The 21,231-nt window shown below is 68.0% G+C and carries 16 protein-coding genes; 7 read left to right on the top strand and 9 right to left on the bottom strand.

The window, feature by feature from the left end; translation table 11 throughout:
• Position 1: 1 nt before the first annotated feature.
• From HQN59_RS22875 to HQN59_RS22835, 9 genes are all read right to left on the bottom strand, one after another.
• Complete coding sequence (locus HQN59_RS22875) at positions 2–1,408, bottom strand: VWA domain-containing protein (protein WP_176071461.1); 1,407 nt, start codon at positions 1,406–1,408, stop codon at positions 2–4.
• On the bottom strand, positions 1,392–2,360 hold the full coding sequence (locus tag HQN59_RS22870; RefSeq protein WP_176071460.1) for an AAA family ATPase: 969 nt from the start codon (positions 2,358–2,360) through the stop codon (positions 1,392–1,394). The genes HQN59_RS22875 and HQN59_RS22870 overlap by 17 nt, the downstream gene beginning before the upstream one ends.
• Positions 2,344–3,525 (bottom strand): acyl-CoA dehydrogenase family protein, encoded by a 1,182-nt coding sequence (locus tag HQN59_RS22865; RefSeq protein ID WP_176071459.1) that lies wholly within the window; start codon positions 3,523–3,525, stop codon positions 2,344–2,346. Before HQN59_RS22865 ends, HQN59_RS22870 begins: the two co-directional genes overlap by 17 nt.
• Positions 3,522–4,670 carry an acyl-CoA dehydrogenase family protein gene (locus tag HQN59_RS22860; protein ID WP_176071458.1) on the bottom strand — a complete coding sequence of 383 codons (1,149 nt, stop codon included), beginning with the start codon at positions 4,668–4,670 and terminating at the stop codon, positions 3,522–3,524. Before HQN59_RS22860 ends, HQN59_RS22865 begins: the two co-directional genes overlap by 4 nt.
• Positions 4,671–4,704: 34 nt before the next feature.
• Positions 4,705–6,675 carry an acetyl/propionyl/methylcrotonyl-CoA carboxylase subunit alpha gene (locus tag HQN59_RS22855; protein WP_176071457.1) on the bottom strand — a complete coding sequence of 657 codons (1,971 nt, stop codon included), beginning with the start codon at positions 6,673–6,675 and terminating at the stop codon, positions 4,705–4,707.
• A gap of 11 nt (positions 6,676–6,686) precedes the next feature.
• Positions 6,687–8,306, bottom strand: a complete 1,620-nt coding sequence (locus HQN59_RS22850; protein ID WP_176071456.1) for an acyl-CoA carboxylase subunit beta — start codon at positions 8,304–8,306, stop codon at positions 6,687–6,689.
• Between the two features lie 39 nt (positions 8,307–8,345).
• Positions 8,346–10,481 carry a 3-hydroxyacyl-CoA dehydrogenase NAD-binding domain-containing protein gene (locus tag HQN59_RS22845; protein WP_176071455.1) on the bottom strand — a complete coding sequence of 712 codons (2,136 nt, stop codon included), beginning with the start codon at positions 10,479–10,481 and terminating at the stop codon, positions 8,346–8,348.
• A gap of 25 nt (positions 10,482–10,506) precedes the next feature.
• Complete coding sequence (locus HQN59_RS22840) at positions 10,507–11,715, bottom strand: acetyl-CoA C-acetyltransferase (RefSeq protein ID WP_176071454.1); 1,209 nt, start codon at positions 11,713–11,715, stop codon at positions 10,507–10,509.
• 62 nt (positions 11,716–11,777) lie between these two features.
• Positions 11,778–12,914 (bottom strand): acyl-CoA dehydrogenase family protein, encoded by a 1,137-nt coding sequence (locus HQN59_RS22835; protein WP_176071453.1) that lies wholly within the window; start codon positions 12,912–12,914, stop codon positions 11,778–11,780.
• A gap of 67 nt (positions 12,915–12,981) precedes the next feature.
• Between HQN59_RS22835 and HQN59_RS22830 the strand changes: the two genes are divergently transcribed.
• The 7 genes from HQN59_RS22830 to HQN59_RS22800 all read left to right on the top strand — a co-directional run bounded on the left by HQN59_RS22830 (position 12,982) and on the right by HQN59_RS22800 (position 21,215).
• Positions 12,982–13,698 (top strand): TetR/AcrR family transcriptional regulator, encoded by a 717-nt coding sequence (locus HQN59_RS22830; RefSeq protein ID WP_176071452.1) that lies wholly within the window; start codon positions 12,982–12,984, stop codon positions 13,696–13,698.
• Positions 13,695–15,320, top strand: coding sequence for a long-chain fatty acid--CoA ligase (locus tag HQN59_RS22825; RefSeq protein ID WP_176071451.1), 1,626 nt, complete (start codon positions 13,695–13,697; stop codon positions 15,318–15,320). Before HQN59_RS22830 ends, HQN59_RS22825 begins: the two co-directional genes overlap by 4 nt.
• 102 nt (positions 15,321–15,422) lie before the next feature.
• A complete protein-coding gene (locus tag HQN59_RS22820) occupies positions 15,423–16,172 on the top strand; it encodes an electron transfer flavoprotein subunit beta/FixA family protein (protein ID WP_176071450.1) in 750 nt (249 codons plus the stop codon).
• A gap of 1 nt (position 16,173) precedes the next feature.
• Positions 16,174–17,115, top strand: a complete 942-nt coding sequence (locus tag HQN59_RS22815) for an electron transfer flavoprotein subunit alpha/FixB family protein (protein ID WP_176071449.1) — start codon at positions 16,174–16,176, stop codon at positions 17,113–17,115.
• 76 nt (positions 17,116–17,191) lie between these two features.
• Positions 17,192–18,790 (top strand): AMP-binding protein, encoded by a 1,599-nt coding sequence (locus HQN59_RS22810; protein ID WP_176071448.1) that lies wholly within the window; start codon positions 17,192–17,194, stop codon positions 18,788–18,790.
• 77 nt (positions 18,791–18,867) lie between these two features.
• A complete protein-coding gene (locus HQN59_RS22805) occupies positions 18,868–20,028 on the top strand; it encodes an acyl-CoA dehydrogenase family protein (protein ID WP_176071447.1) in 1,161 nt (386 codons plus the stop codon).
• Between the two features lie 11 nt (positions 20,029–20,039).
• Positions 20,040–21,215 (top strand): CaiB/BaiF CoA transferase family protein, encoded by a 1,176-nt coding sequence (locus HQN59_RS22800; protein ID WP_176071446.1) that lies wholly within the window; start codon positions 20,040–20,042, stop codon positions 21,213–21,215.
• The last annotated feature ends 16 nt before the right edge of the window (positions 21,216–21,231 follow it).

Below are 21,231 nucleotides of genomic sequence, written 5' to 3'. Positions count from 1 at the left end.
TTCAGGCGCTGGCGCTGTTGGAGCGCAGCAGCTCGTCGAGCGTGCGCTCCAGGTGGCGCAGCGAGTTGCACTCGCGCGCGATGTGGCAATACGGCGCGTAGCGCTTCATCTCGGAATCGCCCAGGCCCCAGAACGAACGCGGCTCGGGGTTCAGCCAGATCACCCGCCGCGCGCGCCCGTACAGTGTCTTCATGATCTCGCTGCGCGCGTGGCCGCGGTTGTTGCGCGCATCGCCGAGCACGAGCACCGTCGTGCGGTGGTCGATGCGGTGCATCAGCTGCTCGTCCAGATCGAGCAGCATCTGGCCGTAGTCGGTGCCCGAGCCGCCCACCGCGTTGAGCACCTTGTCCACCGCCTGCTCGACGGGCAGCGACTCGAACGTGGCGCTCACGTCGACCAGGTGGTTGGTGAATGCATACGACTGAACATCCGACAGCAGCTCGTCCAGGCTGTAGAGGAACAGCAGCAGGAAGCGCGCGTACTGGCGCACCGAGCCGCTGACGTCGCAGATCGCCACCACCTTGGGCCGCTCGACGCGCGTGCTGCGCCAGTGGGTCTCGAACAGCATGCCGCCGTAGGCCGCGTTGGCGCGCTGGGTGCGCCGGAAGTCGAGCTGGCCGCGCTGCTCGCGGCGCTTGCGGCGGGCGTGGCGCTCGGCCAGCCGGCGCGCGATCTTGCGCACGATCTCGTGCATGCGCGCGAAGTCGCGACGGTCGATGGCCGACAGCTTCTGCGACTGCAGGAATTCGTCATGCAGCTCGCGCGTGGGCGCTGTGCCGTACAGCGCGAGCTTGCGCTCGACGAAGTTGCGCACCTCGTTGAACAGCCGCTTGCGCGCCAGCTCCAGGTCGGCATGGCGCTGCGGCGCCAGCGTCTGGCGGCGCGCCTCGGCGATCTCGCGGTCCAGTAGTTCCAGGCCCATCGCCTGCTGGATCTTCTGCGTGTAGTGGCCCTTCTGGGTGAAGAACCAGATGTCGGTGAGGCCCACCTCGCGCGCCGCCTGCTGCATACGGCGCGCCAATGCCGCCGAGTCGCCCGAGAGCAGCAGCTGCGACAGCGCCTGCCCGGCGCTGCCTTGGCAGCCGCCAGGGCCGCCGCTGCCCTGGCCGCTGCCCTCCTGCGGCGGGCTCTGCGGCTGCGCCGCCGGGTCGAGCACAGCGCCGCCCGTCGTCGCAGCTGCGCCGGTGCCGAACGAGTCGAAGCGGAAGAAGCGGTCGAAGGCTTCGTCGAAGATCGCCCGGTCGGGCAGGGTCTTCGCCAGCGTCGTGCCGAGCGCCGACTTCAGCAGCTCGCGTTCGCCCCAGCCGACCAGCGCCGTGGCGCGCGCCGCGTCGATCTGCGCGTTCAGGCTCACGTCCAGGTCGCTGCCGCGCAGCGCCTTGAAGAAATCTTCAAGCGTGGATTGCATGCGGAAGCTCCGCGTTCTTGCGCGCCTTGTCCATCAGCGCGGGCAGCTGTTCGGCGGCGGTGGCGATGTCCTGCTCGAACTTGAGGAACACGTTGAGCGTGTCGCGCACCAGGTCGAGGTTGAGATGCTCGGAGTTCAGCAGCAGCAGCGTCTTCGCCCAGTCGATCGTCTCGCTGACCGAGGGCTGCTTCTTCAGGTCGATCTCGCGCACCGCCTGCACGAAGGCAACCAGTTCGCGGTTGAGCTTCTCCGAGAGGCCCGGCACGCGCCGCTCGAGGATGCGGCGCTCGATCGCGGCCTCCGGGAAGGGGATGTGCAGGTGCAGGCAGCGGCGCTTGAGCGCATCACTCATCTCGCGCGTGTTATTGCTGGTGAGGAAGACCAGTGGCTTGACCTTCGCGGCGATCGTGCCCAGTTCGGGCACGGAGACCTGGAAGTCCGAGAGCACCTCGAGCAGGAAGGCCTCGAACTCCGGATCGGACTTGTCAACCTCGTCGATCAGCAGCACGCAGCCACGTTCCTGATGCAGCGCTTGGTACAGCGGCCGCGGCTCGAGGAAGTGCTCGGAGAAGAACAGATCGTCGTGCGCATGCAGCTTCTCGATCGAGGCCGCCAAGCCGACGGCACCCTGCATCAGCTCGGCCAGCTTGTCCTTCAGCAACTGCGTGTAGAGCAGCTGCTTGCCGTACTTCCACTCGTACAGCGCCTTCGATTCGTCTAGGCCCTCGTAGCACTGCAGGCGGATCAGCGGCACGTCGAGGATCGACGCCATGCTCTTGGCCAGTTCGGTCTTGCCCACGCCGGCCGGGCCTTCGACGAGCACGGGCTTTTCAAGGTTGAAGGCCAGAAAGACCGCGGTGGCGAGCTGCCGGCTGGCGATGTAGTCGACGTCCGAGAGGCGGGACGACACCACCTCCACGCTCTCGAAGTGGGTGTCATGCAGGGACTTCATCGGATTCCTTGGTGTTGAGCAGGCGTTGTCCGGCCTCGAGCTGGCGCAGTTCACCGACACTGCGGGCGATGCCCAGAATGCAGCGCAGGTCGCGGCTAAGGGACGCGATGCCGTCGCCCAGGTCGTCCAGAGTCGCCGCGAGGGCTTCGAACTCCGCCTGCCAGCGTTCGAACATCCTGCGACTGCCGGCATTGAATTCCGCCAGGCCGGCGCTGGGGCCCTCGACCTCGAGGCGCCGGGCCGCGTGATCGGCCACTGCCTCCAGGGCGTGCAGCTCGAGCCGCAATGCGCCCAGCCTGCGCACGAGCGACGGCGCCGGCTGTGTGGTGCGCAGCCAGCGCGCCAGCTCGTCGAGCTCGGCGTACATGGCCCCGACCATCGCGCTGGCGAGCAGGGCATCCTCGGTCACGCGCACCGGCCTGGCGATGCGGTCGAAGGCTGTCCCGCCCTGTCCCAGCCGGCAGCTGGCCGGTACCGCGCAGGCCTCGAACTGCAATCCCGCGTGCTGCAGCGGTGCCAGTACGGCCGAGGAGGCCTGACCGATCTCAGCCGGGGCGGGCATCGCCGGCCGCAGCGTCAATCCCGCGGTGCCGGCCTCGACCAGGAAGGCGTCGAAGGCCTTGCGGTGGCCATCGTCGGCGGTGACGGCCAGCACGACAAAGGCGTCGGCCACGGGACCGTTGCTGACGTGCGACTTGGCACCGTCGATGAGCCAGCGCTCGCCCTGTCCGTCGACTTCGCGGCGCGCGGCGCAGCGCAGGCGCTTGGGGTGCGCGCCGGCTTCCGGTTCGGAGACTGCCAAGCCCACGATCGCCTGGCCGGCGGCCATTCGCCGGAGCAGGGCACGCGCGCGCTCGGTGTCGGCGGCGCCGACGATGCAGCGCCCCACCATCTCGTTGAGCAGCCAGCCGAGCGTGAGTCCGAGGCTGGCTGTTTCTCTCGCCATGCAGCCGGCGATCCAGGCGATGGCGGGCCAGTCGGCGCGCGGGCCGCGTCCGTCGAGGTCGAAGGACAAGCCCAGCAGTCCCTGTTCGCCCAAGTGCCGCCACCAGTCTCGCGGAAATCCTGCCTCGCGCGCAACGGCCGGTGCACCGCGCAGCGCCAAGTTCAGCGCCCGCGCGAGGCCTTCAGCGGGCGGGTGGGCGGCGGGCACCACCGTCTTCACGCGTGAAACCCCAGTTGCCGCGCCGCCAGGTCGCGCATCACCTCTTCGGCGCCGCCACCGATGGCGTTGACCTTGACTTCACGGTAGATGCGCTCGACGGTCACGCCGCGGATGAAGCCGGCGCCGCCATGCATCTGCACCGCCTCGCTGGCGCAGTGGGCCATGGTCTGCGTCGCCTGGTTCTTCAGCAGACAGATCTCGCCCACCGGCGCGTCGCCGTGCTCGACGCGCCAAGCCAGTGTTTCGAGCATCGCCTGCGTGGCCTCGATGCGCATCGCCATATCGGCCAGCTTGTGGCGCGTGACCTGCTGGTCTATGAGCTTGCCGCCGAACATCTCGCGCTGCTTGGCCCATGCCAGTGCTTCGTCAAGGCACACCTGTGCGAACCCGTTCGCCCCCGCGGCGAGGAAGATGCGTTCGCGGTTGAAGTTCTGCATGATGGCCTTGAAACCCTGGTTTTCGGTGCCGACCAGGTTCTCCACCGGAACGCGGACGTCGTCGAAATGCAGCGTCGCGGTGTCGGAGCACAGCCAGCCCATCTTCGACAGCGGGGTCTGCGTGAAACCCGGCATGCCCTTCTCGATCAGCAGCAGAGACACCCCTGCCGGGCCCGACCCACCGGTACGCACCGCCACCGTGTAGAAGTCGGCCCGGATGCCCGAGGTGATGAAGGTCTTGGAGCCGTTCACGATGTAGTGGTCGCCGTCGCGCCTGGCGGTGGTGCGCAGGTTGGCGACGTCCGAGCCGCCCGAGGGCTCGGTGATGCCCAGCGCGCTGATCTTCTCGCCGCGCATCACCGGCGGCAGCACCTTGCGCTTGAGCGCCTCGCTGCCGACGTTGACGATCGGCGGGCAGCCGATGGTGTGCGACAGCAGGCTGGCCAACACCCCCCCGGCGCCGCAGCGCGTGAGCTCCTGCGAGGCGACGATGGTCATGAACAGATCACCGTCGTTGCCGCCGTACTCCTGCGGGAATCCCAGGCCCAGCAACCCCAGCTCGGCCGCCTGCCGGTACAGTTCCCGCGGGAAGCTGCCCTGGGTCTCCCAGGCCTCGACATGGGGCGTGATCTCGCGCGCGACGAAGCGCCGCACGGCCTGACGGAAGGCTTCGTGCTCGGCGGTGTAGAAGGGGCTGGATCGGCTCATGATTGGCTCTCGGTTGCGGATCGTCGAAAGGTGGTCAGTCGATGGACTCGGCCAGCTTGACAACCAGGGCGCGGGTCGCCAGCTGTTCGCCCACCGCGGCGCCGACCCTTTCGACCACGCCGTCGCGGCGGGCCAGCAACTGGTGTTCCATCTTCATCGCCTCGAGGACGGCGACGCGCTGGCCCTTGACGACCTGGTCGCCCGGCGACACCAGCAGGGCGAGCAGGCGGCCGTTCATCGGTGCCAGCACGTTAGATTCGCCGGCGTCGTCGGCCCGCTTGGGCGGGGCGTAGGTGAGGTCGTCGAAGCTGTGCGCATGGCCGGCCAGCGCCAGGTGCAACCTGCCGCCGGCGAACACCGCCGCGGCCTTCGTGTGCAGCCCGTCGATGGCCAGCAGGTGGGCTTCGGCGTCCCGCCCGAGCAGCGCGATTTCGTGCATCGCGCCACGGGGGCACTCGACGCTGAATCGCCCGGCCCCCAGCATGCGGACATGCGTGGCCGCCCGATCATCGCCGACGCCCAGGATCAGGGGCCAGCGTGCCGGGCCGTTGGAGCGGAAGCCGGACTGCGCGCCGCGGTACGCGCTGGCATCGAACCACAGCGCCGCGGCGACGGCCAGCGTTCGCGAGTCCGCGTTGGCAGCACGCAGCCGCTCGGGCCCGAAGTTCCTGCCGATGAAGGCGGTGGTCGCCTGACCGCCTGCGAACTCGGGGTGCGCGGCGGCGTCGGCCAGGAAGCCCAGGTTAGTGGGCAGGCCCAGCACACAGGTGCTGCGCAGCGCGCCCACCAGGCGTCGCCGCGCCTCGTCGCGGGTGGCGCCGTGGGCGATGATCTTGGCGATCATCGGGTCGTAGAAGGGGCTGATCGCCTGACCCTGCGCGAGGCCATGGTCCACGCGCACGCCGGTGCCCGAGGGCGGCTGCCACAAGGCCACCTCGCCGCTTTGCGGCAAAAAGTCGCTGGCCGGGTCCTCGGCGTACAGCCGGACTTCGATCGCGTGCCCGGTCAGGCGCACCTCGTCCTGCGCCAGCGGCAGCGGCTCGCCGCGTGCCACGGCGAGCTGCCAGGCCACCAGGTCCAGGCCCGTGATGCACTCGGTCACCGGGTGCTCCACCTGCAGCCGGGTGTTCATCTCGAGGAAGTAGAAGCGGCCTTCGCGGTCGAGCAGGAACTCCACCGTGCCGGCACCGACGTAGCCCACCGCGCGCGCCGCCGCCACCGCCGCTGTGCCCATGCGTTCGCGCAGCGCCGCGTCGACCGCCGGCGAGGGAGCTTCCTCGAACACCTTCTGGTGCCGACGCTGGACCGAGCAGTCGCGTTCGCCCAGGTGAATGATGTGGCCGTAGCGGTCGCCGAAGACCTGCACCTCGACATGGCGCGGCTCGATCACCGCGCGCTCGAGGATCAGTTCGTCGGAGCCGAAGGCGTTGGCCGCTTCCGAGCGCGCGCGCGCCAGCGCCTCGGGCAGTTCGGCGAGGTCGTGCACCAGCCGCATGCCGCGCCCGCCGCCGCCGGCCGCGGCTTTGACCATGATCGGCACGCCGATCTCGCGCGCCTGCGCGAGCAGGGTGCGGTCAGACTGGTCGGAGCCCTGGTAGCCGGGCACACAGGGCACGCCGGCCTGGATCATCAGCCGCTTGGCCGCCGCCTTGTTGCCCATCTGCTCGATCGACTGCGGATCGGGGCCGATGAAGATCAGGCCGGCGGCCTGCACCGCGCGCGCGAATTCGGCGTTCTCCGACAGGAAGCCGTAGCCGGGGTGGATGGCGTCGGCGCCGCTCTTGGCCGCGGCGCGCAACAACGCATCGATGTTGAGATAGCTCTCGCGCACCGGCGCCGGGCCGATGCACAGCGCCTCGTCGGCCTGCTGCACGTGCAGCGCGCCGGCGTCGGCCTCGCTGTAGACGGCCACCGTGCGGTAACCCTGGGCGCGTGCGGTGCGGATCACGCGGCAGGCGATCTCGCCGCGATTGGCGATGAGGATCTTCTGGAAGGAGGTATGCATCGCTTGCGTCCTCACATCCGTGCCACGCCGAAGCTGTTGGGGCGGACGCCGCGCACCCGGCCTTCGCGGCACACGGCCAGCGCCAGCGCCAGCACGGCGCGCGTGTCGCGCGGATCGATGATGCCGTCGTCCCACAACCTCGCCGTCGCGAACAGCGAGTGCGACTCCATGTCGAAGCGCTTCAGGATCTCGGCACGCATCGACTCGAGCATGGCCTCGGGCGGCGCCTTGCCGGCACGCGCCATCTTCTCCTCGGTGACGATGCGCATCACCATCGCCGCCTGTTCGCCGCCCATCACGGCGACGCGCGCGTTCGGCCAGGCGAAGACAAACTGCGGGTCGTAGGCGCGACCGCACATGCCGTAGTTGCCGGCACCGAAGGAGGCGCCGATCATCAGCGTGATGCGCGGCACCTTGCAGTTGGTGACGGCCTGGATCATCTTCGAGCCATGTTTGATCATGCCGACCTGCTCGACCTCTTTGCCGACCATGAAGCCGGTGGTGTTCTGCAGGTAGACCAGAGGCGTGCCCGACTGCTCGCACAGCTGCATGAACTGCGTGGCCTTGTTCGCGCCTTGCGGGTCGATCGGCCCGTTGTTGCCGATGAAGCCGCAGGGCTGGCCTTCGATGGCGCCGTGGCCGCACACGGTGGCGGCACCGAACTCGGGCTTGAAGTCGAGGAAGTCTGAGTCGTCGATCAGCCGCGCGAGCAGCTCGCGCACGTCGTAGGGCTGCCGGTAGTCGGGCGGCACGAGGCCGACGATGTCCTCGGCGGGGTAGCGCGGCGGCTTGCAGGCGCGCCCGGTACCCTGGCCAGGCTTGTCGTTCCACGGCATGCGCGCGAGCAGGTCGCGCGCGATGCGGATGCCGTCGGCATCGTCCTCGGCCAGGTACTCGGCCACGCCGGAGACGCGGGTGTGCATCTCGGCGCCGCCGAGCTCCTCGTCGCCGGCGATCTCTCCGGTGGCGGCCTTCAGCAGCGGCGGGCCGGCGAGGAAGGCCTTGGCGCGGCCACGCACCATGATCACGTAGTCGGACATGCCCGGCAGGTAGGCGCCCCCGGCGGTGGAGTGGCCGTGCATCACCGTGACCTGCGGAATGCCCGCCGCCGACAGGCGTGCCTGGTTGGCGAAGCCGCGGCCGCCTTCGATGAAGACCTCGCCCACGTGCATCAGGTTGGCGCCGCCGGACTCGACCAACCGCACCACCGGCAGCCGGTTCTCCAGCGCTATGGCCTCGGCGCGCAGGCTCTTGCGCATGCCCATCGGGGTGATCGTGCCGCCCTTGATCGCGCTGTCCGAGGCGATGACCATGCAGCGGACGCCGGAGACGATGCCGATGCCTGTGATCAGCGCACCGCCGAGCACGTTCTTCTCGCCGTCATCGTCGTGCATGCGCAGGCCGGCCAGCGTGGACAGTTCCAGCCAGGGCGAGCCGCGGTCCAGCAGCAGCGACACGCGCTCGCGCGGCAGCAGCTGCCGGCGCTCGCGGAATCGCGACTCCAGCGCGTTCGAGGTGTCGCGCACGCGGCCTTCCAGGCCGCGGAAGTTGTCGATCAATGCCAGCATCTGCTGGCGCTGGGCCTGAAAGGCTTCGGACTGCCGGTCGATGCCGGACTCGATGGAGGGCATGAGGTCTACTCTTCTTGGGGCCTGTGGCCGTGCAGTGTGCTAGCGGGCGAAGAAGGCCTTGCCTTCGGCGGCCATCGCGCGCAGGCTCTTCGGGGGTTCGAAACGCGGCCCGTGGCGGCGTGCCAGGTCGTCGCAGTCGGCCACGAAGGCGGCGACCCCGCGGCTGTGGATCTGCCCGATCGGTCCACCCAGGTAGGCGGGGAAACCCCAGCCGAGAATGGCGCCGACGTCGGCATCGATCGGTGCGCGCAGCACACCCTCCTCGAGGCAGCGCACGGTTTCGATGGACTGGATGGCCATCAGCCGCTGGATGACCTCGGCCGCGCCCGGCTGCACCGGCGCCGGCTTCCACAGGTCGGGCAGGCCGGCCCAGAGATGCTTGGCGGCCCCCTGCGGATACTCGTAGAAGCCCTTACCGGCCTTCTTGCCCAGTCGGCCGAGGGCACCGTCGACCATGCGGTCGCAGACCTCATCGACGGCACTGCGCTGGTAGGCCGCGCCCAGGTCGGCGGCGGTCTGCCGGCGGATGCGGGCCATCAGTTCGAGCGAAACCTCGTCGGCCAGGGCCAGCGGCCCCACCGGCATGCCCGCCATGCGGCCGGCATTTTCGATCAAGGCCGGCGCGACGCCTTCCGACAGCAGCGTGAGGCCCTCGCCGACGTAGGTGGAGAACACGCGGCTGGTGTAGAAGCCGCGGCTGTCGTTGACGACGATCGGCGTCTTGCGCAGCGCCTTCACGAAGTCGAGCGCGCGGGCCAGGCACTGTTCGCTCGTCGCCTTGCCGACGATCACTTCCACCAGCGGCATCTTCTCGGCCGGCGAGAAGAAGTGCAGCCCGATGAAGTTGGCCGGCCGCACCGAGGCCTGCGCCAAGCCGGTGATCGGCAGTGTCGACGTGTTGCTGGCGAAGATGGTGTCGGGCGCAAGCTGCGCCTCGGCCTTGCGGGTCACGTCGGCCTTCAGGGCGCGGTCCTCGAAGACGGCTTCGACGACGATGTCGCAGCCGTCCAGGGCGGCGAAGTCCGCCGTGGACCGAACGCGGGCCGCCAACGTGGTGCACTTCTCGGTGCTCAGGCGGCCCTGCTCGACCTGTTTGGCCCAGCGCGCTTCGCCATAGGCCTTGCCCCGCGCCGCGAGTTCTGCCGTGGTGTCGAGCAACACCACGTCCAGCCCGGCCTCGGCCGCCGCGCAGGCGATGCCGGCGCCCATCATGCCGGCACCGAGAATGCCGACGCGGCGATGGCTGGCCGGCGGCACGCCCTTGGGGCGCGCGGCGAGCTTGCCGGCTTCGCCGATGCCGAAGAACAGGGTGCGGATCATGTTCTTAGACACCGTCCCGACGGTGAGCTTGACGAACTCCCGCGCCTCCACCTTCAAGGCGGTGTCGATGTCGACCTGGCAGCCGTTGTAGACGCAACTCATGATCGCTTCGGGCGCCGGGTAGTTGCCGAAGGTCTTGGCGCGCAGCAGTGCGTTGCCTGCGGTGAAGGTTTCGTAGCCAGCGGGGCTCTGCACCGGGCCGCCGGGTAGTTTGAAGCCTTTGCGGTCCCAGGGCTGGATCGTGTCCTCGGGCCGTGCCGCCAGCAGCCAGGCGCGTGCGCGCTCCAGCAGTTCGGCCGGTGCCACGAGTTCGTCCACCATGCCCGCCTTCAGTGCCTGCGCCGGCGAAACCTTCTTGCCCTCGAGCAGAAAGGGCAGTGCCGGGCGAATGCCGATCAGCCGCGGCAGGCGCTGGGTGCCGCCGCCGCCGGGCAGCAGGCCCAGTCCCACCTCGGGCAGGCCGATCTGCGCCTTCGGGTTGTCGGCGGCGATGCGGCGATGGCAGCTGAGCGCCACCTCGTAGCCGCCGCCGAGTGCGCTGCCGTTCAGGGCCGCGACGAAGGGCTTTCCGCTCTTCTCGATGCCGCGCATCAGGGCGTGCAGTTCTTCGGTGAAGAGCGTCATGGCCTGCGCGTCGTCGAAGGCCAACAGCATGTTCAGATCACCGCCGGCGATGAATTCCGGCTTGCCCGAGGTGACGATCACGCCCTTGACGGCGGGGTCGGCGATGGCGCGCTGCACCGCATCCGCATAGGCGGCCATGGAGGCGGCGTTGAGGACGTTCATCGGCGCGTCGCTCATCTGCCAGGTCAGGGTGGCGATGCCGTCGGCGCCCGCTTGGTAGTCGATGCTCATGGTGGGGATTCCTGATCGGCGCGGTTCACACGCGCTCGATGATGGTGGCAGTGCCCATGCCCGCGCCAACGCACAGCGTGGCCAGACCGGTGGAGAGGTTGCGGCGCTCGAGTTCGTCGAGCAGGGTGCCGAGGATCATGGCGCCGGTGGCGCCCAGCGGATGTCCCATCGCGATGGCGCCGCCGTTGACGTTCATGCGCTCGTGCGGCACGTCCATCACCTCCATGAAGCGCAGTACCACCGAGGCGAAGGCCTCGTTGAGTTCGAACAGGTCGATATCGGCGCAGGACATGCCGGCCAGCTTGAGCGCCTTCTCGGCCGAGAACGACGGTCCGGTGAGCATGATGGTCGGCTCGCTGCCGACTGAGGCGAACGACCGGATGCGCGCTCGCGGTTTCAGGCCCAGGCGCTGGCCGGCCTCGGCGCTGCCGATCAGCACCGCGGCCGCACCGTCGACGATGCCTGAGGAGTTGCCGGCGTGGTGCACATGCTCGATGCGCTCGAGCTGCGGGTAGCGCTGCTGCGCCACCGCGTCGAAACCGGCGCGCTCGCCCTGGAGCTTGAACGCGGGCTCGAGCTTGGCCAGCGATTCGATCGTGGTTTCGGGGCGCATGTGCTCGTCGCGGTCGAGCACGACCAAGCCATTGACGTCGCGCACCGGCATGATCGACTTCGCGAAGCGGCCTTCTTGCCATGCGACCGCGGCGCGCCGCTGGCTTTCCAGGGCATAGGCATCGACATCGGCCCGCGAGTACCCGTACAGCGTGGCGATCAGGTCGGCCGAGATGCCCTGCGGCACGAAAAAGGTGGGCAGGGCCACGGCCGGGTCGGCCGGCCAGGCGCCGCCGCCGGTGCCCATGGGCACGCGGCTCATGCTCTCGACCCCGCCGCCGACGGCCAGCGGCGACTGGCCTGACATCACCTTGGCCGTGGCCATGTTGCAGGCCTCGAGTCCCGAAGCGCAGTAGCGGTTGATCTGCACGCCTGGCGCGGACTGGTCGTAGCCGGCCACCAGCGCCGCCACGCGGGCGATGTTGGCGCCTTGCTCGCCCACCGGCTCGACGCAGCCGAGGATCACGTCGTCGACCTGTGCAGTGTCGAGCCGGTTGCGGTCGCGCAGCGCCTGCAGCGCGGTGACGGCCAGATGGATCGGCGTGGTGCCGTGCAGGGCGCCCGAGGCGCGACCCTTGCCGCGGGGCGTACGCACGGCATCGTAGATGAAAGCGTCGGTCATTGGCTGATCGAAAGGGGTGAATAGTGGATGGCGGTTCGGAGGCGGTTCGTCCTCGTTACGCGTCAGAGCGTGCGGCTGACGATCTCCTTCATGATCTCGTTCGTGCCACCGTAGATACGGGAGACGCGCGCGTCGGCATAGGCGCGCGCGATCGGGTACTCCCACATGTAGCCGAAGCCGCCGAACATCTGCAGGCAGTCGTCAAGCAGCCGGCAGTGCAGGTCGGTGGTCCAGTACTTGGCCATGGCCGCAGTCGCGGCGTCGAGTTGTCCGCGTAGCAGTTCGTCCATCAGCCGGTCGACGAAGACGCGCATCACCTGGGTCTGCGTCTTCCACTCGGCCAACCGGAAGCGGTTGTGCTGGAAATCGATGACGCGCTGGCCGAATGCCTTACGTTCCTTGGTGTAGTCCAGCGTCCACTGCAGCGCGGCCTCGGCTCCGGCGACCGCACCGATGGCGATCTGCATGCGCTCCCAGGCCAATTCCTGCATCAGCAAGATGAAGCCCTTGCCTTCGCCGCCGAGGATGTTGGAGGCGGGCACGCGCACGCCGTCGAAGAACAGCTCCGACGTGTCCTGTGCCTTCATGCCGATCTTCTCGAGGTTGCGGCCGCGCTTGAAGCCGGCGCGGTCGGTCTCCACCAGCACCAGCGAGGTGCCCTTGGCGCCAGCGGACGGATCGGTCTTGGCGACCACGATCACCAGGTCGGCATTCTGGCCGTTGGTGATGAAGGTCTTCTGGCCGTTGATCACCAGTTCCTCACCGTCGCGCAAGGCGGTGGCGCGCACGGCCTGCAGGTCGCTGCCGGCGCCGGGCTCCGTCATCGCGATGGCGCCGATGACCTCGCCGCGCGCCATCGGCGGCAGCCAGCGGCGTTTCTGCTCTTCGCTGCCGTAGGCCAGGATGTAGGGCGCCACGATGTCGGAGTGCAGCCCGAAGCCGATGCCGCTGGCGCCGGCACGCGCCACCTCCTCGATGAGCACCGCGCTGTGCAGCCGGCTGCCACCGCCGCCGCCGTACGCCTCGGGAATGGCCGGGCAGAGGAGCCCGGCCTCGCCGGCAGCGCGCCAGACGGAGCGCGGCACGATGCCTTCGGCCTCCCAACGCGCGTGGTGGGGAACGACCTCGCGCTCGATGAAGCGCCGGACCTGCTCGCGGAAGAGGTCGTGCTCGGCGGTGAACAGGGGACGTTGAAGCATGGATCTTGAATGGCTCGATGGGCTCGAATATTCGACCTAACGCTTGTTAGCTGTTATAGTGTAAGCCATGACGCAACAGGTGGATAGCCATCGACGGCAGGAAATCTTGAGGGCTGCTGCCGGGCTGTTCAGGCGGCAGGGATTCGAGCGCACCTCGGTGCGCCAGATTGCGGCCGAACTGGGCATCAAGTCGGGCTCGCTCTTCTATCACTTCGCGACGAAGGAAGAGCTCCTCGTGGCGGTGATGGAGGAGGGCATCCGCGACGTGCATGCGTCGGTGCAGGAGGGCTTGGCCAGCGAGCGCAGGTTGCCGGAGCAGCTGGCGGCCATGGTGCGCCGCCATCTGACCGCGCTGCTCGGGGCCAACCTGGACGCGCTGATGGTGTTGGTGTACGAATGGCGGAGCCTCTCCGAGCCGGCGGTGCGGCGTGTGATGGCCTGGCGGAATCGCTACGAGGATCTCTGGGACCAGGCCATCGGTGCCGCCGCTGCGAATGGTTGGGTCGACTCCGATGTGGTCCTCGTGCGGCAGACTGTGCTCGGGGCCCTGAACTGGGCCGGGCAGTGGTATCGGGCGAGCAGCCGCCTGAGTGTCGACGCGTTGTCGACGCGCATGTTCGCCATCCTGATGCCCGAAGTGCACGCGCAATTGGGCCGTGGATCAAGACCGGGTGTCGCCCACTGCGCGTGCGCCGCCGGTCATTCCGACGTTGTCGCCGATCCTTCGGGGCGGGCGGCGAGTTCCATCACACCACAGCTTCCATCTGCGGAGGAGTTTCGATGACCGCAGTCTCAACGATGATGCGTGCGCCCCTCTCGCTGAACCACTTCTTGGATCGTGCGGGGCGATATCACGCGGACGTAGAGATCGTCAGCCGCCTGCCCGACAAGTCGCTGCACCGCCACAAGTTCCGCGACTTCCACCGGCGCGCGCTTGCGTTGGCCGAGGTCTTGGTCGAGGCGGGCGTTCAGCCTGGCGACCGCGTGGCCACCCTGAGCTGGAACCACTACGCGCACCTCGAGTGCTACTTCGGCATTCCGGCTGCCGGCGCGGTCATGCACAACCTCAACCTGCGACTGTTTCCGCATGACCTGGCGTTCATCGTCAACCATGCCAAGGACCGCATCCTGATCGTCGACGATGTGCTGCTGCCCTTGCTTGCGCAGTTCTCGAAGGACGTGAAGTTCGAGCGCATCATAGTCGTGCCCTTGACCGGCAAGCCGGTTCCGGCCGGGTACGACGACTACGAAGAGCTGCTGCGCAAGGCCAGCGGCAGGTTCGAGCCGGTGGTGGTGGATGAGCACGCGCCCTGCGGCATGTGCTACACGTCGGGGACCACGGGGCATCCGAAGGGCGTGGTGTATTCACACCGCTCGACGGTTCTTCACACACTGGTGGCGGCCCTGCCGGGTGCGCTCAGGGTGTCCGATGCCGACACCGTGTTGCCGGTGGTGCCGATGTTCCACGCCAACGCCTGGGGGCTGCCGTACCTTGCGGTGTTCGTGGGTGCCAAGCTGGTGATGCCGGGACCTCACCTAGATGCCGATTCGCTGCTCGACCTGTTCGAGCGCGAGGCCGTGACTGTCACGGGCGGTGTGCCCACGATCTGGTTGTCGATCCTGCAGACGCTTCGCAATCAGCCTGAGAGGTACCGCCTGAAGCCAGGGATGCGCATGCTGGTCGGCGGCTCGGCGGCACCGGAGTCGCTTTTCCGCGGCTTCGACGAGTTCGACCTCGAGGTGGGTACGGCCTGGGGCATGACCGAGACGTCGCCGCTGGGTACGGTGTCGGCGCTGACGGCGGCGATGAAATCGCTGTCCCAAGAGCAGCAGTATGCGTTGCGCGTCAAGCAAGGGCGTGCGGCGCCTCTGGTCGAGATTCGGCTGGTCGGCGAGCAGGGGGAGGTTCCCTGGGACGGCCAGTCGGTCGGCGAGATCCAGGTGCGTGGCCCATGGATCACGGGCAGCTACCACGAGATGCCGGTCAGCGAGAGCAGCTTCACCCCGGACGGTTGGCTGCGAACCGGCGACGTCGGTTGCATCGACGAGCACGGGTTCCTGCGCCTGACCGACCGTACGAAGGACCTGATCAAGAGCGGCGGTGAGTGGATCAGTTCGGTCGATCTGGAAAACGCGATCATGGGACACCCGGCGGTGCTGGAGGCTGCCGTGATTGCCGTGCCGCACCCACGTTGGGCCGAGCGGCCACTGGCAGCCATCGTGCTGCGGCCCGGCATGTCGGCCACCGCCGAGGAGATTCAGCAGTCTCTTTCGCGCACGTTCGCAAAGTGGCAGGTGCCGGACGCCTACGACTTCGTTGCGGAGATTCCTCGAACGTCCACCGGCAAGTTCCTGAAGACAAAGCTGCGCGACATGTACAAGGACTGGGCCTGGCCGGGTGCTTGACGGTCTTTCGGCATCACCCTGCGGCAGCCGGGACCGTGTAGGTCTGCCTGCCGCGTTCATTCTGGTTCGCCACTTGCGTTCAACGATAGGAGTGCTCTTGAAGTGAAGATTCTCGTCGCCGTGAAACGGGTTCTGGACTACAACGTCAAGGCCCGAGTGAAGTCCGATGGTTCGGGGGTCGACCTCGCCAACCAGAAGTTGTCAATGAACCCCTTTGACGAGATCGCCTGTGAAGAGGCGGTGCGTCTGAAGGAAGCCGGGGTGGCCAGCGAGGTCATCGCCGTATCGTGCGGCCCGGCAGGATGTCAGGAGACGCTGCGCACCGCGATGGCGATCGGCGCAGACCGTGGCGTGCTGGTCGAGAGCGAGGCGGTGCTGGAGCCGCTGGCGGTGGCCAAGCTGGTGAAGCACGTCGCCGAGAAGGAGGGCGTCCAACTGGCGATCTTCGGCAAGCAGGCGATCGACGACGATGCCGGGCAGGCAGGGCAGATGTTCGCCGGACTGATGGGTTGGGGCCAGGCCACCTTTGCGTCGAAGGTCAAGATCGAGGGCGACTACGCGCTGGTGACGCGCGAAATCGACGGCGGCCTGGAGAACCTGAAGCTCAAGCTGCCCGTCGCCGTGACGACCGACCTGCGCCTCAACGAGCCCCGCTTCATCACGCTGCCCAACATCATGAAGGCGAAGAAGAAGCCGCTCGAGCTGCTGAAGGCGGCCGATCTGGGCGTCGACCTCGCGCCGCGCACAACCACGCTGCGCGTGGAAGAACCCGCCGCGCGCAAGGCGGGTATCAAGGTGGCCGACGTGGCGGACCTCGTCAAACGGCTCAAGGAAGAAGCGAAGGTGCTGTGACATGACGATTCTGATCATTGCGGAACACGACGGCGCCGCGCTCAAGCCGTCGACCCTCAACACCGTCGCTGCGGCCGCGAAGATCGGCGGCGACATCCATGTGCTGGTGGCCGGCAGCGACTGCGCAGGCGCGGCCTCGTCCGCAGCCGCGGTGGCCGGTGTTGCCAAGGTTCTGGTGGCCGATGCGGCCCACCTGTCGTCGCAGTCGGCCGAGAACCTGGCCGCCGTGGTCGTGGCCTGCGTGCAGGGTGATTCGGCCTGCACCCACGTGCTTGCGCCGGCCACGCCGTTCGGCAAGAACGTGCTGCCGCGCGCGGCAGCGCTGCTGGACAGTTCGCAGATCTCCGACGTCGTCGCGATCGAGACGCCAGATACCTTCGTGCGGCCGTTCTACGCCGGCAATGCGGTGGCGCGCGTGAAGTCCTCCGACAAGGTGAAGGTGCTGAGCGTCCGTACCACCGCGTTCGATCCGGCCGCGACGACAGGCGGCGGCGCCACCGTGCAGGCCACCTCGGCGGGCGCCGACCTGGGCCTTTGCGAACTGCTGGGTCGAGAGGTCGTCAAGCTCGAGCGCCCGGAGCTGACGGCCGCTTCGATCATCGTCTCGGGCGGACGGGGTCTGGGCTCTGCCGAGAAATTTCGCGAGGTTCTTGAGCCGATGGCCGACAAGCTTGGCGCGGCGCTGGGCGCCTCTCGTGCCGCTGTGGATGCGGGCTATGCTCCGAACGACTACCAGGTGGGCCAGACGGGCAAGATCGTGGCGCCGCAACTCTACGTGGCCGTGGGCATTTCGGGCGCGATCCAGCACTTGGCAGGCATGAAGGACAGCAAGGTCATCGTTGCCATCAACAAGGATCCCGATGCGCCGATCTTCCAGGTGGCCGACTATGGGCTGGTGGCCGATCTGTTCGCTGTGGTGCCGGAGTTGACCGGCGCGGTCTGAACGGCCTGCAGGCCGTAGGCGAGGGCCGGAGCGCTTCGGGACCTTTCAGCTCTCTCCTCTCGTCCGGAGACAAACCTTGTCCAAATCGAACGCTTCCACGGTCACTGCGGGAGTTCCAGGCCCCGGGCAAATCGCTCGCGTCACCATCGGGGACTTCCTACGCCGCTGTGCGGCCCGTGACAGAGCCAAGACGGCGTTCGTCCTAGAGGATGAGCGGCTTTGCTATGGGGACTTCAATGACCAGGTGACCCGCTGTGCGAACGCGCTCCTGGCTGGCGGACTGCAACCCGGCGACCGGGTCGCCACGCTATGCGGCAATTCGCTGCAGTTCCTCACCGCGATGTTTGGTATCCATCGGGCAGGGATGGTGTGGGTGCCCATCAACGTCGGTCTGGGCGACGACGACGTTCGGTACATCCTCGAGCATTCGGAGTCGCGTTTCGTCCTGGTCGACGCGGCGCTCATCACCCGTCCCGGGTTGGCAAAGCTGTTCGCCGCCACGCCCGGGCGCGGATGGGTGCTTGAAGGGCCGGCCCAGGCCAGCTTCGGCGCGTTCGCTCAGGCACTTTCGCGGCAGCCGGCCGTGGAGCAGGAGGTCGAGGTCCACGACCGCGACGTGGCGCAGATCATGTACACGAGTGGGACCACGGGGCGGCCGAAGGGCGTCATGCAAAGCCACCTCGCGGTGGTGATGGCGGCGATGAACAATGCCATCGAGTTCGGTCTGTGGCGCGACGCGATCTGCAACGCGACTCTGCCGCTGTTCCATTGCGCACAGCACACGCTGGTCTGCGGGCTGCTGGCTGCCGGCGGTACGGTGATCGTCACCAAGAGCTTCGACCCTGGCCAGATGCTCGAGATCATCGAGCGGGAGCGGTTGACCTTCTTCATGGGCCTGCCTTTGATGCATCAGGCGTTGCTCGAGCATCCGTCACGACCGGGGCGCGACCTGTCTAGCCTGCGAATGTGCATGTATGCAATGGCGCCCATGCCCGAAACCCTGTTGCGCCGGTTGGTCACCGAGATCTGTCCGAACTACATGCTGGGCACCGGGCAGACCGAGATGTACCCGCTGACCGTAGCGTTCCGGCCGGATGAGCAACTCCGGCGCTTCGGCTCGTACTGGGGCGTCAGCGCGATGATCAACGACACCGCCGTCATGGACGACGCGGGAACTTTGCTTGGCGAAGGAGAGGTTGGCGAGATCGTGCACCGCGGCCCGAACGTGATGGAGGGCTACTTCAAGAACCCGGAGGCCACCGCCGAGGCGCGCGCCCACGGCTGGCACCACACCGGCGACCTCGGCATGTGGGTCGACGGTCAGCTCATGTTCAAGGACCGCAAGAAGGACATGATCAAGACCGGCGGGGAGAACGTGTCGTCGATCAAGGTCGAGGCGGTGCTGCTGCGACATCCGGCGGTGGCGAATGCCGCGGCGGTCGGATTGCCGCATGCGCGTTGGATCGAAGCAGTGACGGCGGTTGTGGTCAGACGCCCTGGCGCGGAGGTCACCGAGGAGGAGTTGCTGCAGCACTGCCGCAAGCACCTTGGCGGCTTCGAGGTGCCCAAGGCCGTGGTGTTCGTCGATGCGCTGCCGATGACCAGCACGGGCAAGATCCAGAAGCATCCGCTGCGCCAGCAACTGCAGCAACTCTACGCCGACCGCGCCGGATGAGTCGGCCGGCCCGCGCCGTTTTGAGCTAACGTTCGTTAGTTTAAAGTACGCTTCTTCCTCTTCGTCATTCCTTGTTCATGACTGCTACTGCAGAACGTCACCCGGAGCTCCGTGCTGCGCTGAGAGACCTGTCCAAGCGCTTTCCCGACGAGTACTTCCGCAAGGTCGACGAGGCGCGCGGCTACCCCGAGGAATTCGTCGACGCCTTGACCGAGGCCGGCTGGCTGGCGGTGATGATCCCCGAGGAATACGGCGGCGCCGGCCTGGGCCTGGCTGAAGCGTCGGTGGTGATGGAGGAGGTGAACCGCTGCGGCGGCAATGCCGGCGCCTGCCACGGCCAGATGTACAACATGGGCACGCTGCTGCGCCACGGCTCGCTGGAGCAGAAGCGCCGCTACCTGCCCGGCATCGCCAGCGGCAAGCTGCGCCTGCAGAGCATGGGCGTCACCGAGCCCACCACCGGCACCGACACCACCCAGCTGAAGACCACCGCGCTGCGCAAGGGCGACCGCTACGTGGTCAACGGCCAGAAGGTGTGGATCTCCCGCGTGCAGCACAGCGACCTGATGATCCTGCTCGCGCGCACCACGCCGCTGGCCGACGTGAAGCGCAAGTCCGAAGGGATGTCAATTTTTATCGTCGACCTGCACCAGGCCATCGGGAAGGGCCTGACCGTGCGGCCCATCCGCAACATGGTCAACCACGAGACCAACGAACTGTTCTTCGAAAACCTGGAGATCCCGACCGAAAACCTGATTGGCGAGGAAGGCAAGGGTTTCAAGTACATCCTGGACGGCCTCAACGCCGAGCGCACGCTGATTGCCGCCGAATGCATCGGGGACGCGCGCTGGTTTGTCGCGCGCAGCGCCGCCTACGCGCGCGAACGCCGCGTTTTCGACCGCCCGATCGGCCAGAACCAGGGCGTCCAGTTCCCGATCGCGGGAAACCATATCGAGACAGAGGCTGCCGACCTGATGCGCTGGCGCGCCTGCGAGCTGTTCGACGCCAAGCAGCCCTGCGGCGCCGAGGCCAACATGGCCAAGTACCTGGCCGCCAAGGCCTCGTTCGAGGCCGCCAACGTGGCGATCCAGACGCACGGCGGCTTCGGCTTCGCCTGCGAGTACGACGTCGAACGCAAGTTCCGCGAGACGCGGCTGTACCAGGTGGCGCCGATCTCGACCAACCTGATCCTGTCGTATGTGGCTGAGCACGTGCTCGGCCTGCCGCGTTCGTTCTGAAGGGTCCTGCCATGCGTCCGCTTCAGGGCATGCTCGTCGTCACCCTCGAGCACGCCATCGCCGCCCCGTTCTGCACGCGCCAGCTCGCCGACCTGGGCGCGCGTGTCATCAAGGTCGAGCGCCCCGGCGAAGGCGACTTCGCGCGCGCCTACGACACGCGCACGCGCGGCTCGGCGTCGCACTTCGTGTGGTGCAACCGCGGCAAGGAGAGCCTGACGCTCGACCTCAAGAATGCCGCCTCGCGTGCAGTGCTTCAGGAACTGGTGGAACGCGCCGACGTGCTGGTGCAGAACCTGGCGCCCGGCGCCGCCGCGCGCATGGGCCTAGACCATGCGAGCCTCGCGCCGCGCAACCCCAAGCTCGTGGTCTGCGACATCTCGGGCTACGGAGACGGCGGCCCCTTTACCGAGAAGAAGGCCTACGATTTGCTGATCCAGAGCGAGTCGGGCTTCGTGTCGGTGACCGGCACGCCAGAGCATCCGTCGAAGGCCGGCTTGTCGATCGCCGACATCGCCGCTGGCATGTACGCCTACAGCAGCGTGCTGGCCGCTCTACTGGAGCGCGGGCGCACCGGGCGCGGCAAACGGCTCGAGATCTCGATGCTCGAGGCCATGTCCGAGTGGATGGGCTTTCCGCTGTACTACACGCTCGGCGGCCAGCCGCCGCCGCCGCGCGCCGGTGCCGCACACGCGGCGATCTATCCCTACGGCCCGTTCGTCTGCGGCGACGGACGCCAGATCGTGCTTGCGGTGCAGCACGACCGCGAGTGGGGCCAGTTCTGCGACAAGGTGCTGCGCCGGCCCGAGTTGGCCGCGCAGTACAAGGGCAACGCGAAACGCCTGGCCGAGCGTGAGACCTTGCGCGGGATCATCGAGTCGGTCTGCGTGGGGCTGACCGGCGAGCAGCTGATCGAACGCCTCGAGGAGGCGCAGATCGCCTACGGCCGGCTCAACGAGATGGCCGATCTGTGGCGCCACGTGCAGCTCCGGGCCCGCGCGCGCTGGACCGAGATCGGCACGCCCGGCGGCCCGGTACCGGCGCTGTATCCGCCGCACCACGTGTCCGGCGAAGAGCCGCCGCCGATGGGCGCGGTGCCGGCGCTGGGCGCACACACCGATGCCATCCTGGCCGAGCTCGGGCGGTCGGCGAACCAGATCGCGAAGCTGCGTGCTGAGGGCGCGATCTGACCTGACAGAGCTTCCG

It is taken from the genome of Rhizobacter koreensis (assembly GCF_013366375.1).
GTDB lineage: Bacteria > Pseudomonadota > Gammaproteobacteria > Burkholderiales > Burkholderiaceae_C > Schlegelella_A > Schlegelella_A koreensis.
The sequence above is the reverse complement of the archived record's forward strand: the minus strand, read 5'-3'. Positions and strand labels throughout refer to the sequence as shown.

Bases quoted from the DNA above. Each gene is read 5' to 3' on its own strand.
- HQN59_RS22875 (WP_176071461.1), bottom strand. From the start codon at position 1,408: ATGCAATCCACGCTTGAAGATTTCTTCAAGGCGCTGCGCGGCAGCGAC.
- HQN59_RS22870 (WP_176071460.1), bottom strand. From the start codon at position 2,360: ATGAAGTCCCTGCATGACACCCACTTCGAGAGCGTGGAGGTGGTGTCG.
- HQN59_RS22860 (WP_176071458.1), bottom strand. From the start codon at position 4,670: ATGAGCCGATCCAGCCCCTTCTACACCGCCGAGCACGAAGCCTTCCGT.
- HQN59_RS22855 (WP_176071457.1), bottom strand. From the start codon at position 6,675: ATGCATACCTCCTTCCAGAAGATCCTCATCGCCAATCGCGGCGAGATC.
- HQN59_RS22850 (WP_176071456.1), bottom strand. From the start codon at position 8,306: ATGCCCTCCATCGAGTCCGGCATCGACCGGCAGTCCGAAGCCTTTCAG.
- HQN59_RS22845 (WP_176071455.1), bottom strand. From the start codon at position 10,481: ATGAGCATCGACTACCAAGCGGGCGCCGACGGCATCGCCACCCTGACC.
- HQN59_RS22840 (WP_176071454.1), bottom strand. From the start codon at position 11,715: ATGACCGACGCTTTCATCTACGATGCCGTGCGTACGCCCCGCGGCAAG.
- HQN59_RS22835 (WP_176071453.1), bottom strand. From the start codon at position 12,914: ATGCTTCAACGTCCCCTGTTCACCGCCGAGCACGACCTCTTCCGCGAG.
- HQN59_RS22830 (WP_176071452.1), top strand. From the start codon at position 12,982: ATGACGCAACAGGTGGATAGCCATCGACGGCAGGAAATCTTGAGGGCT.
- HQN59_RS22825 (WP_176071451.1), top strand. From the start codon at position 13,695: ATGACCGCAGTCTCAACGATGATGCGTGCGCCCCTCTCGCTGAACCAC.
- HQN59_RS22815 (WP_176071449.1), top strand. From the start codon at position 16,174: ATGACGATTCTGATCATTGCGGAACACGACGGCGCCGCGCTCAAGCCG.
- HQN59_RS22805 (WP_176071447.1), top strand. From the start codon at position 18,868: ATGACTGCTACTGCAGAACGTCACCCGGAGCTCCGTGCTGCGCTGAGA.
- HQN59_RS22800 (WP_176071446.1), top strand. From the start codon at position 20,040: ATGCGTCCGCTTCAGGGCATGCTCGTCGTCACCCTCGAGCACGCCATC.